Source organism: Geothrix sp., assembly GCF_049292215.1.
GTDB lineage: Bacteria > Acidobacteriota > Holophagae > Holophagales > Holophagaceae > Geothrix.
The window spans coordinates 116,364-130,759 of record NZ_JBATQW010000029.1 but is presented as its reverse complement, the minus strand read 5'-3'; the positions used below and the strand labels follow the sequence as shown (position 1 = coordinate 130,759).

Here is a 14,396-nt window from a genome sequence, read left to right as displayed (position 1 = left end):
GTTCCTTGATGAATCGAGGATCCCAGAGGTGGAGAGCCGTTCCAATCGGGTCAATTACCTAGCGGCATCGGGCGGATTACCTACATCTCCAAGGAGCGGGCGGAGGCGCCGAGTTCCCCTGGTCCGGCCTACCGCTTCGACGCACAGCCGCAGGGATCCCACCTCGGTGAGGTTGCGGATCCGTGCAGGTTGCCGACGATCAGACCAGGTTCGCTCGGATGGCCAAGGCCGCCAGGGCGGCCGCATTGTGCAGGTCGAGCTTCTCCATGATGTTCTGCCGGTGCGCGCTCACAGTCTTGGGGCTCAGCCCGAGTGCGGCCGCGATGTCCTTGGTGACCAACCCCTGCCCGACATGTGCGAGCACCTCCAGTTCCCGTTCCGTGAGGGTCTTGAGCAGCTGCTGCTTGAGCGCATCCGACTGCAGGGCGGGATCGGGTCCCTGTTCCAGGCGGCGGAGCCGGCTCTCGACCGTGAGGATCAGCTCGTCGGCGGTGAAAGGCTTGGTGAGGTAGTCGTCCGCCCCTGAGAACATGCCCAGCCTCACGCTGGAGCGGTCGTCCTGTGCGCTGATGAGGACCAGGGGCAGTCGGGCCAGGTCGGGATCGCGGCGAACTTGCATCAGCAGCGCCATCCCATCCATGCCGGGCATCTGGACATCCGTGACCAGGATGTCCACCGGTTTCGACCTGAGCACCTGCATGGCCTCCAAGCCGTCGCTGGCCGTCTCCACGAGCCACTCCGGCCGCTTGGCGTTCATGGCGCGGGTGGCCATGGCCAGCACCAGCCGCTCATCATCCACCAGGAGCACGCGCATCAGGACAGGGTACCTCCGATTTGCATGCTAACCCAGTCGCCATTCTCCAAGGTTGGCTGGCAGTGTCGGGAAGGTCACATCTGGTCCATTCTGCCGCATGAATCTGCCATCTCCTTCCAGGGCGAGTGGAACTGGAGCCGCCGTCAGAAGGAGCGCAGGAGCCTTCTGAACAGGTAGCCGATGGATCCGGCCGCGTAGGCCAGCCCGATTCCGAACATCCCAGCGAACACTACCTCGAAGGGCCAGAGGCTGTGGGAAGTGGGATCCTTCATGGTTTCCACCACGACCCGCGCCAGCACGGCGCAGGGCACTGCGCCTCCCACTACCAGGCCGCCACGACCCAGCCCGAGCGGCGTCCATCCGGCCACCCAGGCCGCGATGCAGACGAAGGCGAGACAGCCCAGGATCGCCAGGGGATGGGACAGGGTGAAGTGGTTGTAGGGTGCCGTCCACCAGGGGATCCCCACGGCGAGGAAGGCCGCGGAGAACCAAGCCAGCCAGGGTTTCATCGGCGTCTCCTGGGATGCAGCCACGGGGCCGACTCCATTCCCTCATAGGACTGGCCGGACGGGAACCTCCTGATCACTTCCGGGGTGTCTCCAGGGCCTTCGCCCGGAGCTCCCGGAGGAAGCCCGCATCCACCCACCACAGCGTGGTCTGGCCATTGCCCGGCTGCGTGCGCTCCGCCAGCAGATCGGCGAAACGGAGCGGCCTGCCCTCCAACCGAGGCAGGGCGCGGTCGCTGCCGAAGAAGACCACCCGGCCATCGGGGCTCAGGCTGATGGAGTACTCGTCCCGGGCGGCGCTGTTCACGGTGGACCCCAGGTGGACCGGTTCGGTCCAGGTACCATCCTCCCGGCGGAAGTAGCCGTAGTAGTCGGTCCCCCCCAGGGAATCCGTCCGGCCCATCAGCGGCACCAGGATGAAGCGCCCCTCGGGGTCCACCCGCGGATTGGCCTGGCGGGCGTCCGCATTGAACGGCGGCGGCAGCTTCTCTGCCACCGTCCAGGCACCATCCTTCCATGCGGAGCGCATCACCCAGCCCCCCTGCCCTTCCTCCCGCAGGAAGTGCAGCACGCCCTCCCTGGTGATGGTGGGGTAGAAGGTGTTCCCGACCCCGTTCACCGCGGCGGGCAGGCGGCGGGGCTCGGACCAGCCAGGGCCGGCCCGCTCCATCGCCCAGATTCCGAAGGGGCCGGGCTTCTCGGCCTTGGAGTCCTCTGGGCGATCTGACACGAAGAAGAAGCGCCGGCCATCGGGGCTGATGCAGGGCTCCAGGCAACGCCAGCGTGGATCCCGGGAGAAGGACGCCACCTCCGGTGCGGTCCAGCGGTCCCCCGCCTGATGGGTCTCGATGATCACGGCCTTGCGGAAGCCCGGCAGGAAGAGCCCCACATAGAGCTCCGACCCATCCGGCATCAGGGCGATGTCACGCGTGGCCAAGCCGCTGTTCAGAACCCCGGGCGCAAAGGGCGCGGCCTCGGCCCCCGGCAGGGTCAGCCCCAGGTACGGGCCGGCCTTCGTCTGCCCTGAGAGACCTGCCCAAAGGCAGACGAGCAGGATGCCGACCTGAATCGTTTGCAACCCCATGGCGACTCCGGAAGTGGGTTTCAGGTTGCCACTTTCCTGTCCATGGAAGACGGGAAACAGGGACCACCCGTGAGGAAACCGGGGCGGCCAGCGCGTCCATGGAGGCCTCAACCCGGGTCCCGCCCTGCCAAGATGGTCCGCACCGCGCCCCAAAGAAGCCCCTGCCCATGCGCCCCCTGCCACCCCCCGTCTCCATCCCCGGCCCAGACGGCCCGGTCCCGGCCCTGACGCTCGGCGACTGCGAGTCCGCCAGGGCTGCGGTCATCCTCCATTACGGGCTCAGCGGCACCATGGCCGTGCAGTGGCCGGAGGCGGAGCGCCTGGCGGCCGCCGGCTATGCCGTGCTGATTCCCGAGGCGCCCCACCATGGCCTCCGGTCGGACGGGTTCCTCGAGCGCATGGCCATCGCCACGGCGCCGGGATCTCCATGGGGGGCTTCGCGGCCCTGGCGTCACCCCAGCGGGATCCCCGGGTGGGCGCCGTGGTGGCCTTCCTGGCGGATCCGTATTGGGATGACCGGACCGAGTCACCCCACCTGCACCCGGAAGCCTGGGAGCACACGGCGCTGCTCACGGTGGTGGCGGCTCGGGATGAGCTGGTGCCCCCCGGCCCGATGAAGAGCTTCACCCACGACCTCGCGTCCCGGTTCGGCTCCGCTTCCAGGTTCACCGGTCTGGAGTACCCGGGCGGACACACCATGGATCCGGCCGACTGGGAGGAAGCCTGGTCGAAGGCCATCCTCTGGCTTGACCACCACCTACGCTAACCGCCCAGGAAGAGATCCGCGGGGTCCCCGGTCGACTCAGCATTCCGGTCCCGTGGCGGCCAGGCCAGAGATGTCCAGCAGCCGTTCGCGTCGGGCACGCAGGATCCGGTCGCGTAATTCCGCCGCGTCCTCAAACTTCATCTGTGACGCGAGCTCCTTCATGCGCCTCTCGAGCTTGGCGACTTCGCGCTCGAAGTGCTTGTCCTCCAGGTAGAGCAGCGGCTCCTCGGCGGCCCGCTCCTCCTTGGTGACGTTGATGAACTCCCGGGCCAGGGCCTCGCCCATGACATCGTCCAGGTTGCGCTTCACGGTCTCAGGGGTGATGCCGTGCGCCGCGTTGTGGGCCAGCTGCTTGTTCCGCCGCCGCTCGGTCTCGCCGATGGCCTGCTTCATGGAGCCGGTCATCATGTCGGCGTAGAGGATGGCCTTGCCGCTCACATTGCGGGCCGCCCGGCCGATGGTCTGGATGAGGCTGCGGGTGTTGCGGAGGAAGCCCTCCTTGTCCGCATCCAGGATGGCCACCAGGCTCACCTCTGGAAGGTCCAGGCCCTCCCGCAGCAGGTTGATGCCCACAAGCACGTCGAAGACGCCTCGGCGCAGGTTCTTCAGCAACTCCACCCGCTGGAGGGTGTCGATCTCACTGTGCAGGTATTCGGCCTTCACGCCCAGCTCCTGGTAGTAGGCCGTGAGCTGCTCCGCCAGCTTCTTGGTGAGCACCGTCACCAGCACCCGCTCGTCCCGGGCCACCACTTTGCGGATCTCCTCCAGCAGGTCGTCCACCTGAGTGCCCACGGGGCGCACTTCGACCTGCGGGTCCACGAGGCCCGTGGGTCGCACCACCTGCTCCACGAAGGCGCCGCCGCTCTGCTGCAGCTCGTAGTCGCCCGGGGTGGCGGAGACATAGACCACCTGTTTCACCCTGCTCTCAAATTCTTCGAATTTGAGAGGGCGGTTATCGAGGGCGGAGGGCAGGCGGAACCCGTACTCCACCAGGGTAGTCTTCCGCGATCGGTCCCCGTTGTACATGCCGTGGAGCTGGCCCGTGGCCACGTGGCTCTCGTCCATGAATACGATGAAGTCCTCGGGGAAATAGTCCAGAAGGGTGTGGGGCGGCTGGCCGGGCTGGCGGCCATCCAGGAAGCGGCTGTAGTTCTCGATGCCACTGCAGACGCCCATCTCCTTCATCATCTCCACGTCGTAGATGACCCGCTGGTGGAGGCGCTGAAGCTCCACGATCTTGCCCTGCGCCCGGAACTCGTTCTCCCGCTCCTCCAACTCCGCCTTGATGTCGCGGATGGCAGCCTTGAGCTTCTCCTCCGGCGTCACGTAGTGGGTCTTGGGCCAGATGGTGAGCTCGTCCAGCTTTTCGATGACCACGCCGCGCAGCGGGTCGATCTTCGACAGCCGCTCGACCTCGTCGCCCCAGAGCTCGATGCGGTAGGCCACGTCCTCGTATGCGGGGTAGACCTCCACCACGTCGCCCCGCACGCGGAAGATGCCTGGCTCGAAGCTCAGGTGGTTGCGCTGGTACTGGATGGCCACCAAATCACGCAGCAGCATGGCGCGGTCGATGCACTGGCCCGTCCTCAGGGTGACCGAAAGGTTCAGGTAAGAGCTGGGGTCGCCCAAGCCGTAGATGCAGCTGACGGAGGCGATGACGATGGTGTCGCGGCGCTCCAACAGGCAGCGGGTGGCGCTGAGCCGCAGCTTCTCCAGCTCCTCGTTGATCTTGGCGTCCTTGTCGATGAACAGGTCCCGCTCGGGCACGTAGGCCTCGGGCTGGTAGTAGTCGTAGTAGCTGACGAAGTACTCGACGGCGTTCTCGGGGAAGAACTGCTTGAACTCGCTGAAGAGCTGGGCGGCCAGCGTCTTGTTCGGCGCGAAGATGAGCGCGGGACGGCCCACCCGGGCGATGGTCGAGGCCATGGTGTAGGTCTTCCCCGAGCCCGTCACGCCCAGCAGGGTCTGGGCCCGGTCGCCCCGCGCCAATCCTTCCACCAGCTGCGCGATGGCCTCCGGCTGGTCACCCGCAGGCGAGTAGGGAGCGACGATCTTGAAGGGGATTGCCTTGACCATAGAACCAAAAGAGAACCACGAAGACAGGGAGACCACGAAGGAAAATTGGCGTCATCCTTCGTGGTCTTCCCTTCTCCACTGTGAAAACCCTTCGCAGGGCTCAGACCTTCCGGAGAATCAGGCAGCCGTTGGTGCCGCCGAAGCCGAAGCCATTGTTCATGGCGTACTCGGCATCGAAAGTGCCGGCCACATTCGGAGTGACGTCCAGGTCGCACTCAGGGTCCTGGTTGTCGACATTGATGGTAGGCGGGATCTTGCCCGTCTTGACAGCCAGGACGGCCACGATGGTCTCCAGGCCGCCGGCGGCACCCAGCAGGTGCCCATGCATGGACTTGGAACTGCTCACCTTGATCTGCTTTGCGTGGTCGCCGAAGACCCGCTGGATGGCCAGGCACTCCAGCTTGTCACCCACGGGCGTGCTGGTGCCGTGCATGTTGACGTAGCCCACCTGCTCAGGGGCGATGTCCGCGTCCTTGATGGCCGCGCGCATGACGCGCTGGCCGCCCTCGCCCTCGGGGGCGGGCGTGGTGATGTGGTTGGCGTCGCCGCTCATGCCATAGCCGGCGACCTCGGCGTAGATCTTGGCGCCCCGGGCCTTGGCCAGTTCATATTCCTCGAGGATCACGATGCCGGCGCCTTCGCCCATGACGAAGCCGTCCCGGTCTAGGTCGAAGGGACGGGAGGCCCGCTCAGGCTCGTCGTTGCGGGTGCTCAGGGCGCGCATTGCCGCGAAGCCACCCACGCCCAGCTGGTTCACCACGGAGTCGCTGCCGCCAGCCATCATGCGGTCCGCGTAGCCGAAGGCGATGAGCCGCGCGGCATCGCCGATGGCGTGGGCGCCCGTGGCGCAGGCGGTGGCCACGGCGCTGTTGGGGCCCTGCAGGCCGTACTTGATGCTGGCCTGGCCGCTAGCCAGGTTCACGATGAGGCTGGGAATGAAGAAGGGACTGGTGCGGCGGGGCCCGCGGTAGCCGTTGGCCTCGTCCCAGATGGTGCTGAGGCCGCCGATGCCGCTGCCGATGTAGGTGCCGAAGACCTCGCGCTCGGCCTTGGTCAGCTCGACCTGGTCGAAGCCCGCATCCACCCAGGCCTCGTGGGCCGCGCCCAGGGCGTAGTGGATGAAGATGTCCATCTTCTTCTGTTCCTTCTTGTCGATGAACAGGTCGGGGTTGAAGCCCTTCACTTGACCTGCGATTTTGCAGGCGAAGTCGGTGACGTCAAACCGGTCGATGGTGCCGATGCCACTTTTCCCGGCCAGTAGGTTGTCCCAGGTTTCGGGCACGGTGAGGCCGCAGGGATTGACGGTCCCCATCCCGGTGATGACGACGCGACGGCGCTGGACGGTCCTGGTCATGGGTTCACCTCAGGTAGGCTCGGGAAAACAAACGTGCCGCAGGGCCATGGGGGCGCTGCGGCACGTCACGATCGCGAAGGGTCAAGCCTTCGCGTGCTTCTCGATGTAGGAGATCGCATCGCCGACGGTGCGGATCTTCTCCTGCTCGCTCTCGGGGATCTCGAGGCTGAAAGCCTCCTCGATCGCCATGATGATCTCGACCGTGTCGAGGCTGTCGGCACCGAGATCGTCCACGAAGTGGCTGGATTCGGAAATGGAATCTTCGGGCTTGGCCAGCTGCTCAGCGATAATAGCAATGACCTTCTTGCGCACATCAGCCATCGGGGGCTCCTCCAAACGAACCTGGAAACCCTAACATACCCCGGGCCGATTTTCCAAACCCTGGGTAAAGCACCGATTCCAAGCCCAGGAGAACAGAAGGATTGCGCCTGTCTGCCAGCCATGGAGGATGGAGGCATGCCCCGTCCGAAATCCCTGGAGGAACCCGAGCACGGCTGGCCCCTCGGCTGGAGCGCAAGTCTGCACGAGTTCCGCATCTTCCTGGCCGTGGAGCGGGGCCTGTCGGGAAATACCACGAGTGGCTACATGTCGGACCTCAGCCACCTGGCGGCCTGGGCCTGCGACCACGAGGTCCCCGCCGTGGCCCTCACCCGCGACCAGCTCACGGCTTTCCTCGTCTCCCAGCAGGCATTGGGCAAGGCCCCGCGCAGCCTCGCCCGGATGAGCTCGAGCCTCCGCTCCTTCCTGACCTTCCTCCGCATGGAGGGCGGGGGTGGTGCAGGGCCCGAGGCCATCGTGACCCCCCCCCGGCCGCCGAGGATCCTGCCCCGCACCCTGGGGGAGAGCCAGGTCGAGGCCCTGCTCAACGCCCCGGATACGGCCACTCCTCTGGGCGTGCGGGATCGTGCCTGGCTGGAGCTCCTCTACGCCTCGGGCCTCCGCGTCTCCGAGCTGGCGGGGCTCCCGGCCCTCTCCGTGTTCCTCGACGAGGGCTTCCTGAAGGTGACCGGCAAGGGCCGCAAGGAACGGCTCATCCCCTTCGGCACTGGCGCCGAGCGCTGGATCCGCACTTGGCTCCTCCTGCGGCCCGGGTTCAAACCCAGGGGCGGCGAGCTCTTCGTGGGACAGCGCGGCGAGGGCCTCACCCGCCAGCACCTCTGGCGTCTGCTCAAGGGCTATGCGAACGCCGCTGGACTCCGCGCCGCCGCCGTGAGCCCCCACGTGCTCCGACATGCGTTCGCGACGCACCTGCTCGATCACGGAGCTGACCTCCGCGCCGTCCAGGCGATGCTGGGCCACGCCGACATCAGCACCACCCAGATCTACACGCACGTCCACCAGACCCGGCTCCGCGCCCTCTACGACCAGTTGCACCCGCGTTCCGGCGGCTGAGGAACCCCGACCAGCGAATTGCGCGGTGGACCGCTCCGAGCGGAATGGGTGATGATGGGCCAGGAGCCTGACACCCATGGCCGTGACCAAGACCCCCCGCAAGAAGCCCGCGAGCACCACCGAGAAGGTGGAGGAAGCCGTCCCCAAGACCAAGGCCGCCCCGGCCAAAAAGGCCGCGGTCAAGAAGGCCGAACCCAAGCCCGTCGAGCCGAAGGTGGCCGAACCCAAGGCCACCCAACCCAAGGCCAAGCCCGCCGCCAAGGCGCCTGCGAAGGCCAAGGCCACCAAGGCTGTGGCCAAGGCCCCAGAAATGGCGGCGGAGGTGACCGCCCAGCCCGCTCCCGAACCCAGGCCCGCGGTGGTGAAAGCGCCGGTCTCCCCTGTTCTGACGCCCTTGGCCCAGGCCATCCTGACCGCGATCTGCGAAGGCCGGGCCGTGGAGTTCATCTTCGCGGATGCCGAGGCCAATGCGCCCCGCACCTTCGAACCCCGCCACCTCACCTTCGATGCCCTCAGCCAGGCCTGGTATGCCTGGGGCTGGGACCGCCGTTACAACGCCGAGCGCCACCACCGGGTCGATCTCCTGGCCGAGGTGAATGACGTGGAGGGCGTGGGCCGAGCGGCCCAGGGTCCCTATGCCGAGGGCACCCCCGCCAACCAGATCGGCGGCTGGCTGGGCGGCGAAGCCATCGCCGTGAAGGCCAGCCTGGCGAAGCAGTGGGTATTCGCCGTGAAACAGGCGCCCCCCGCCTTCCCCAACTTCAAGCTGGAGGATCAGGGCGACGGCCAGGCCCTGGTCACCTTTTCTGCCACGGACCTCCGGGCCATCGCGCGCTGGGCGATGCAGTTCGGTGACGGCATCCAGGTCCTGGAACCAGCCCGGCTCGTGGATCGCATCAAGCAGGTGGGCGCCGTCTGGGCCGGCCGCGAGCGCCAGGCCCCCCTGCCTGCCGCACCCAAAACGGCTTCCCGTCCAGAAGCTGCCCCCGAACAGCCCCGGCGCCACGAGGCCCGCCCCCATCGGGAGGCCCGACCTGACCGCGAGGCCCGACCGGAGCGGGAAGCTCGCCCTGACCGTGAGGCCCGCCCGGAGCGGGAAGCCCGCCCTGACCGCGAGCGTGAGGACTCTCCCAAGACCAAGCCCGGCAAGGTGGAAGTCATCCGCTTCGACCGGCTCTGAGCGCAGACTCGATCAGTCCTCCAGCCACCAGCCCCTGCGTCCTGGCACGTAGCCATAGGTCTGGCCGAGCCGGTTGAATCCGATGCCCCGCAGACGCCGATCCAGGGCCAGATAGGCCACGCCATACGTAAGCTGCAGCAGGGGATGGTCGTTCTGGATGTGCTCGCTGATCTTCAGGTAGAGGTCCCGTCGCCGCGCGGGGTCCAACTCATGACGTCCCCGATCGAACAGACGGTCCACCTCGGGGTTCCGATAACCAGTGACATTGCTGCCGCTGGCGACACCGTCCGACGAGAACAATGGGCTCTCGCTATCAGGGTCCAGGCCCGTGTTCCAGGCGTAGTCCCAGATGTCCCCCAGGCCCTTCGTAGACATGATGTAGGGCTCGTCGATGGGGGTGCGCCGGAGGTCGATCTCGACTCCGACCTTGCGGAGGGTCTCGCAGAAAGCATCGGCATGGTCCCGCCCCGAGTAGCCCCAGGCGGAGAACATGACCAGGTGGAGTGGCCGGCCACGGGCATCACGACGCACTCCATCCGGGCCCAACTTCCACCCTGCCTCATCGAACAAGACTGCCGCGCGTTCCGCCCTGGGGAGCGGCGCCACAGTCTGATCAAAGGCCCAGCTCTGGGGCGGCCAGAGGCTCGTGGCCAGCCGCTCGGCCCGGAGTCTCCGCTGCCCTTTGAGGAACTCCCACGGCATGGCCTCCGCGAGCGCTCGCCGCAGCCGTACATCGCCAAGGAGGCTCCGTTCGGCATTGCAGTTGAACCAGAAGGTGTTGAACGAGGACAGTGGCGTGGACTGCGCGATGAGATTGCCGTCGCCGAAAGCGCCCCGCCGAAGCAGGTAGTGGCGGAACCAGTCCAGCTCGCCGAAGTGGTACTCCCGTGCGCGGAGCTGGCGTGCATACTCCGCCTTGTCCTGGGGCTGGACCCGGAAGCGGAAGGCGCCCCAGCGGCCGGGATGCGAACCGTGGTAACCCTCCCACAACTGCAGCCGGATGTCCGCCCCATGGGCTCCCGGTTGAACTCGGTAGGGCCCCGATCCGATCGGTGCGTAATTCAGCGGATGCGTCAGTGATTCAGCGCCCTGGGTATAGCGCCGGCGGGGAACGGGCTGGAAGTTGTAGAGATCCGAGAGCAGGGTGGCCCGGGCCGACTTCAGGCGGATCCTCACCCGGTGCGGTCCTTCGGCCACCAGGCTGTCCAGAGTCCGGACGCCGACCAGATCGTTGATTTTCCGGACCTGTGGCAACGACAGCAGGCGCCAGGTCGCCACCAGGTCTTCAGCCTCGATGGGGGTGCCATCCTGCCAGGTCAGCCCGGGACGGAGCTTCAGCAGGACATCACGGCCATCCTTGGAGATCTCCCACCCCTCGAGCAGCTGGGGAACGAATTCGCCATGCTCGTCCAGGGCCACCAGCCGGTCAAACACCAGGTCCACCACCTGGACCTCGACCTCCCGCGAGAGAAGGAGCGGATTCAAGCTCATGACCGGCTTGTCCAGGGCCACAGAGATCGGCTGCGCCCCGAGCGAGAGGACCGCGAAGAGGCAGGACAGCAGACAGCGCATCAGGAACCTTCCAGCGTCCAGCCGCGTCGGCCAGGCCAGAAACCAAAGCTCTGGCCAAGTGGGTTGAAGGTCACTCCCCGGAGCCGGCGATGGATCAGGACCCGGTTCTGCGAGTAGGTGGTCGGGATGACCGGTTTGTCTCGATAGATGATCTCAGCAATCCGGTGATAGATTTTTTTCCGGGCTTCCAGATCCAGGGTGTGACGGCCTTCGTCGAACAAACGGTCCATCTCGGGGTTCAAGTAGGCGCTGACATTCGCCTTGGTCCGGTAGCCCTCGGAAGTGAAGAGCGGGCTGTCCACATCCGGGTCAAGGGCGAGGGACCAGGCATAGGACCACAGGTCCCCATCATGTTCGGCGGCCTTCCGGGTCAGGCTGATGAAATCGATGTAGCGGACTTCAATTTCCATTCCGACACGGGCCGCCTGGCGCGCAAGCAGATTGGCTGGAGCCCTGGGATCGCGCGGCTCCGGTTCGTAGATCACCAGATGCAGTCGGCGTCCCCGGGTATCCCTCCGGACACCGTCGGGGCCAGGTTTCCAGCCAGCCGAATCCAGTAGGCCCGCGGCTCGTTCGATCTGGGGCAGTGGTCGCGGCATGGGATCGAAGGCCCAGCTTTCAGGCGGCCAGAAGCTGCTGGCGAGGCGCGTCGGGAAGAACCGCCTCGCCCGTGCCTGATCCTGCCATGGCACCAGCTCTCCGAGCACCTGCCGAAGCACCGGATCTCCCAGAAGACTGCGCTTGGGGTCACAGTTGAGGAAGTAGGCGCCAAAGGAGGCTTGCGGGACGGAGGCAGCCGTCACCAAACCCTCCCCGATGGCCCCTTTCTTCACGAGGTAGTAACGCAGGGGACTGATGACGGAGTAGTGGATCCGCTCATGCAGAAAATCCTGGAGGATGGGCGTCTTGGATCCTGTGAGGTCGAGGAACTCGAAGCCCAAGGCCGAACCGGGGTGAACGCCCCGATACCCCGACCATCGTTCCAGGACCAGGCGCTTGGTCGTGGCTGGGCCCACCACCCGGTAGGGACCCGAGCCTACGGGAGCGAAATTCACCCCGTCCAACCGGGGATTGGGCCCCACCCGATAGTGATGCCGAGGGACCGGAATGAAGTTGTAGAGGTCCGACAGCAGGGTGCCGCGGGGTCGTTTCAGGTGGATGCGCACCGTCAGCGGATCCTCTGCGATCAGGCTGTCCAGGCTGGCCACACCGGCCACCGTATCGGCAATCTGCCGGACCCGGGGAAGCCTGAGGGCCTTCCAGGTTTGGACCACATCCTCGGCCTGGATCGGCATCCCGTCCTGCCAGGTCAGCGATGGGCGCAGCTTCAACACCACTTCCCTGCCCCCTTTCAGCACCGTCCAGGATTCCAGCAGCTCAGGGATGAACTGCCCCGTGGCATCCATGGTCACCAGACGGTCGAAGACCAGGTCCAGGGCTTCGGTGTCGGTGTCCTGAGTGATCAGCAGGGGATTGAGGGTGCTCCATTCACTCACGGACACACGGACCCTGTCCCCGGACCACAGGCCGGAAAGCAGGCTGAATGCCAGGACGAGGGAGCGCCAACGCATGGTGACTCCTTCATCGGTTCCCCGCGATTCCCCGTGAGTACAGGACTAGATTGCTTTGGCAGCCGACTCCACCAGCTCCACCAGCGCCTCGGCCATGCTCTGCCCCGCCCTGGGGGGGTTCTCCACCACCGTCCCCATCAGCTTCTGCCCCCCACCGGGCTGGGTGGCGAACAGGTAGAAAGTCGGCACCCGATGCAAAGCCTGGGGTTCCACCCCCTGGGGCCAGACCGCGCGGTCCAGCTTCTTGTCCCGATTCACGCCGATGTAGCGCACCTCGATGAAGGCGTTGGGCTCTGCTGTCAGGGCCAGCAGGTATGGCAGGTGGTACTGGCTGTCGGCGCACCAGGAACCAAACACGACCACCAGCGTGAGGGGCTGTCGGATCGCCGACCAGCGGGCTCTCAGATTGGCGTTCACCTTCACCTTGGCAAGGTTGTGGCGATAGGCCGTCCGGTGGGCGAGGATGGCCTTGGCGGACGTTTCGCCGAGCAACAGGGGCAGGCTATCGCCGTTGTCCAGCCGCGGCCCCGCGGGGAGGGCACTGGACGGCTGGCCCCTGACAGCAACCGGCTGCTGAGCCAGCAGGGTGGCGGTGGCGACGGCCAGGAAGGCAGGATTCATGGGGGGCTCCCGGACCGAGTCTAGCCTGGCCGATAAACTTGACTCATTCACTCAGGAATACTAGCCTTGAGCCTGGAGAACCTTCGTGAAGATCTCGGCCCGAGGCAGGTACAGCATGCAGGCCCTGTTCGACCTGGCCCACCACAGCCACGGTCAGCCGGTGCCCCTGCACGTGATCGCCGAGCGCCAGAACCTCTCCCTGCCCTTCCTCGAACAGATCTTCAACAAGCTCAAGAAGGCCGGCGTGGTGGCAAGCGTGCGCGGCCCCAAGGGCGGCTACATCCTCACACGGCCCTGCAACCAGGTGAGCGTGGGCGAAGTGCTGCGCCTCACGGATAGCAGCTTCTACGCCGCCGCCAAGGAAGACCCGAAGACCGCCAACAAGACCCTGCTGGCCGACGAGCGCATGAGCAAATTGCTCTGGAACCGGCTGTCCGATCACATCTCCGCCTTCATGGAGAAGGTCACCTTCGCGGACCTCTGCTCGGAGACCTCCAGCAACACCTGTCCCGACTGCACCTGTCCTGAATACGTGAAGGATGTCCAGGGCCAGATCGTGCGCGGAGAACGCAAAGCCTGCGGCGTGATGTGAGCAATCCCTGCGCCCTGCCCAGCCTGGCCCTGCCACCCACCGAGGCTGACCTCAAGACCCTGCCCCGGCTGGAGAAGAAGGTTGCCCGGCGCCTGGGTGAGACCAATGCAGCCTACAAACTGATCGAGGATGGCGACCGCATCCTGGTGGCCGTCAGCGGCGGCAAGGATTCCTGGGCCCTGCTGGATGTGCTGGAGCGGCTGCGCAAGCGGGCCCCCGTGACCTTCACCGTGGACGCTGTGACCGTGGATCCAGGCTTCCCCCAGTTCAACCCCGATCCCATCGCCGAAGTGTGTGAGCGCCTGGGCATCCCCCATCACGTCATTCCCGCCCCCATCGACAAGATGGTGCGCAGCAAGCCTGAGGAGCTGCCCTGCATCATCTGCTCGCGGCTGCGCCGGGGCGTGCTCTATTCATTTGCGAAGCAGCATGGCTACACCAAGATCGCCCTGGGTCACCACCTGGATGACCTTATCGAGACCCTCCTCATCAACCTGTTCTTCGAAGGCCGCCTCAGCACCATGCCCCTGCGTCTGGTGAGCGACGATGGCGCCAACACCGTCATCCGCCCCCTGGGCACCTGCGAGGAGAAGGACCTGCAGCGCTATGCCTGGCTGCGGGGCTTCCCCATCGTGCCCTGTGGCTGCCCCCTCTGTGGCTGCTCCAGCCTGGAAAGCCGGCGCAAGCAGGTGAAGGAAATGATTGGTTCCTTGGAAACGAGCATCCCCCGGCTGAAGGCCTCCATGCTCGGCGCCATGGGCAACGTGAAACCCAGTCATTTGCTCGATCTGAACCTCGGTGCCCTGCAGGCCAAGGGCTTGGACGAGGCCGTGGAGCGGCTAGGGTAGCTGGTTGATCACCCTTGGAA

14 protein-coding genes are annotated in these 14,396 nt (G+C 66.1%); 5 read left to right on the top strand and 9 right to left on the bottom strand.

All coding sequences use genetic code 11. The annotated features are described in order from the left end of the window. Positions 1-199 precede the first annotated feature (199 nt). The 3 genes from WAS25_RS05770 to WAS25_RS05760 form a co-directional block, all read right to left on the bottom strand. Positions 200-814 carry a response regulator transcription factor gene (locus tag WAS25_RS05770; protein WP_422310564.1) on the bottom strand — a complete coding sequence of 205 codons (615 nt, stop codon included), beginning with the start codon at positions 812-814 and terminating at the stop codon, positions 200-202. Between the two features lie 143 nt (positions 815-957). Further along, entirely contained in the window at positions 958-1,323 is a 366-nt protein-coding gene (locus WAS25_RS05765; RefSeq protein ID WP_422310563.1) for a hypothetical protein, read from the bottom strand. A 73-nt stretch (positions 1,324-1,396) separates the two neighbouring features. Beyond that, on the bottom strand, positions 1,397-2,404 hold the full coding sequence (locus WAS25_RS05760; RefSeq protein WP_422310562.1) for a hypothetical protein: 1,008 nt from the start codon (positions 2,402-2,404) through the stop codon (positions 1,397-1,399). 427 nt (positions 2,405-2,831) lie between these two features. On the opposite strand from WAS25_RS05760, the gene WAS25_RS05755 reads away from it, so the two are divergent. After that, on the top strand, positions 2,832-3,170 hold the full coding sequence (locus WAS25_RS05755; protein WP_422310561.1) for a hypothetical protein: 339 nt from the start codon (positions 2,832-2,834) through the stop codon (positions 3,168-3,170). Positions 3,171-3,206: 36 nt separating this feature from the next. Here the strand turns inward: WAS25_RS05755 and uvrB are convergent, their stop codons facing one another. The 3 genes from uvrB to acpP form a co-directional block, all read right to left on the bottom strand. Then, entirely contained in the window at positions 3,207-5,246 is a 2,040-nt protein-coding gene (gene uvrB / locus WAS25_RS05750) for an excinuclease ABC subunit UvrB (protein ID WP_422310560.1), read from the bottom strand. A 100-nt stretch (positions 5,247-5,346) separates the two neighbouring features. Next, a complete protein-coding gene (gene fabF, locus WAS25_RS05745) occupies positions 5,347-6,600 on the bottom strand; it encodes a beta-ketoacyl-ACP synthase II (protein ID WP_422310559.1) in 1,254 nt (417 codons plus the stop codon). An 81-nt stretch (positions 6,601-6,681) separates the two neighbouring features. Continuing rightward, positions 6,682-6,921 carry an acyl carrier protein gene (acpP, locus tag WAS25_RS05740; RefSeq protein WP_291199395.1) on the bottom strand — a complete coding sequence of 80 codons (240 nt, stop codon included), beginning with the start codon at positions 6,919-6,921 and terminating at the stop codon, positions 6,682-6,684. A gap of 135 nt (positions 6,922-7,056) precedes the next feature. Between acpP and WAS25_RS05735 the strand changes: the two genes are divergently transcribed. After that, a complete protein-coding gene (locus WAS25_RS05735; RefSeq protein ID WP_422310558.1) occupies positions 7,057-7,992 on the top strand; it encodes a tyrosine recombinase in 936 nt (311 codons plus the stop codon). A gap of 76 nt (positions 7,993-8,068) precedes the next feature. Next, a complete protein-coding gene (locus WAS25_RS05730; protein WP_422310557.1) occupies positions 8,069-9,172 on the top strand; it encodes a WYL domain-containing protein in 1,104 nt (367 codons plus the stop codon). A 12-nt stretch (positions 9,173-9,184) separates the two neighbouring features. Here WAS25_RS05730 and WAS25_RS05725 read toward each other — a convergent pair whose 3' ends face one another. Genes WAS25_RS05725 through WAS25_RS05715 form a run of 3 tightly spaced genes read right to left on the bottom strand, consistent with a single transcriptional unit; the run spans position 9,185 to position 12,936 of the window. Beyond that, positions 9,185-10,744, bottom strand: a complete 1,560-nt coding sequence (locus tag WAS25_RS05725; RefSeq protein WP_422310556.1) for an ABC transporter substrate-binding protein — start codon at positions 10,742-10,744, stop codon at positions 9,185-9,187. Next, a complete protein-coding gene (locus tag WAS25_RS05720; protein WP_422310555.1) occupies positions 10,744-12,315 on the bottom strand; it encodes an ABC transporter substrate-binding protein in 1,572 nt (523 codons plus the stop codon). Before WAS25_RS05720 ends, WAS25_RS05725 begins: the two co-directional genes overlap by 1 nt. Positions 12,316-12,360: 45 nt before the next feature. Continuing rightward, a complete protein-coding gene (locus tag WAS25_RS05715; RefSeq protein ID WP_422310554.1) occupies positions 12,361-12,936 on the bottom strand; it encodes a thioredoxin family protein in 576 nt (191 codons plus the stop codon). 85 nt (positions 12,937-13,021) lie between these two features. Between WAS25_RS05715 and WAS25_RS05710 the strand changes: the two genes are divergently transcribed. Together WAS25_RS05710 and ttcA are read left to right on the top strand one after the other, a co-directional pair. Further along, positions 13,022-13,528 (top strand): Rrf2 family transcriptional regulator, encoded by a 507-nt coding sequence (locus WAS25_RS05710; protein WP_422310553.1) that lies wholly within the window; start codon positions 13,022-13,024, stop codon positions 13,526-13,528. Next, positions 13,525-14,376: a tRNA 2-thiocytidine(32) synthetase TtcA gene (ttcA, locus tag WAS25_RS05705; protein WP_422310552.1), complete on the top strand. Its 852-nt coding sequence runs from the start codon at positions 13,525-13,527 to the stop codon at positions 14,374-14,376. The genes WAS25_RS05710 and ttcA overlap by 4 nt, the downstream gene beginning before the upstream one ends. Positions 14,377-14,396: the final 20 nt, after the last annotated feature.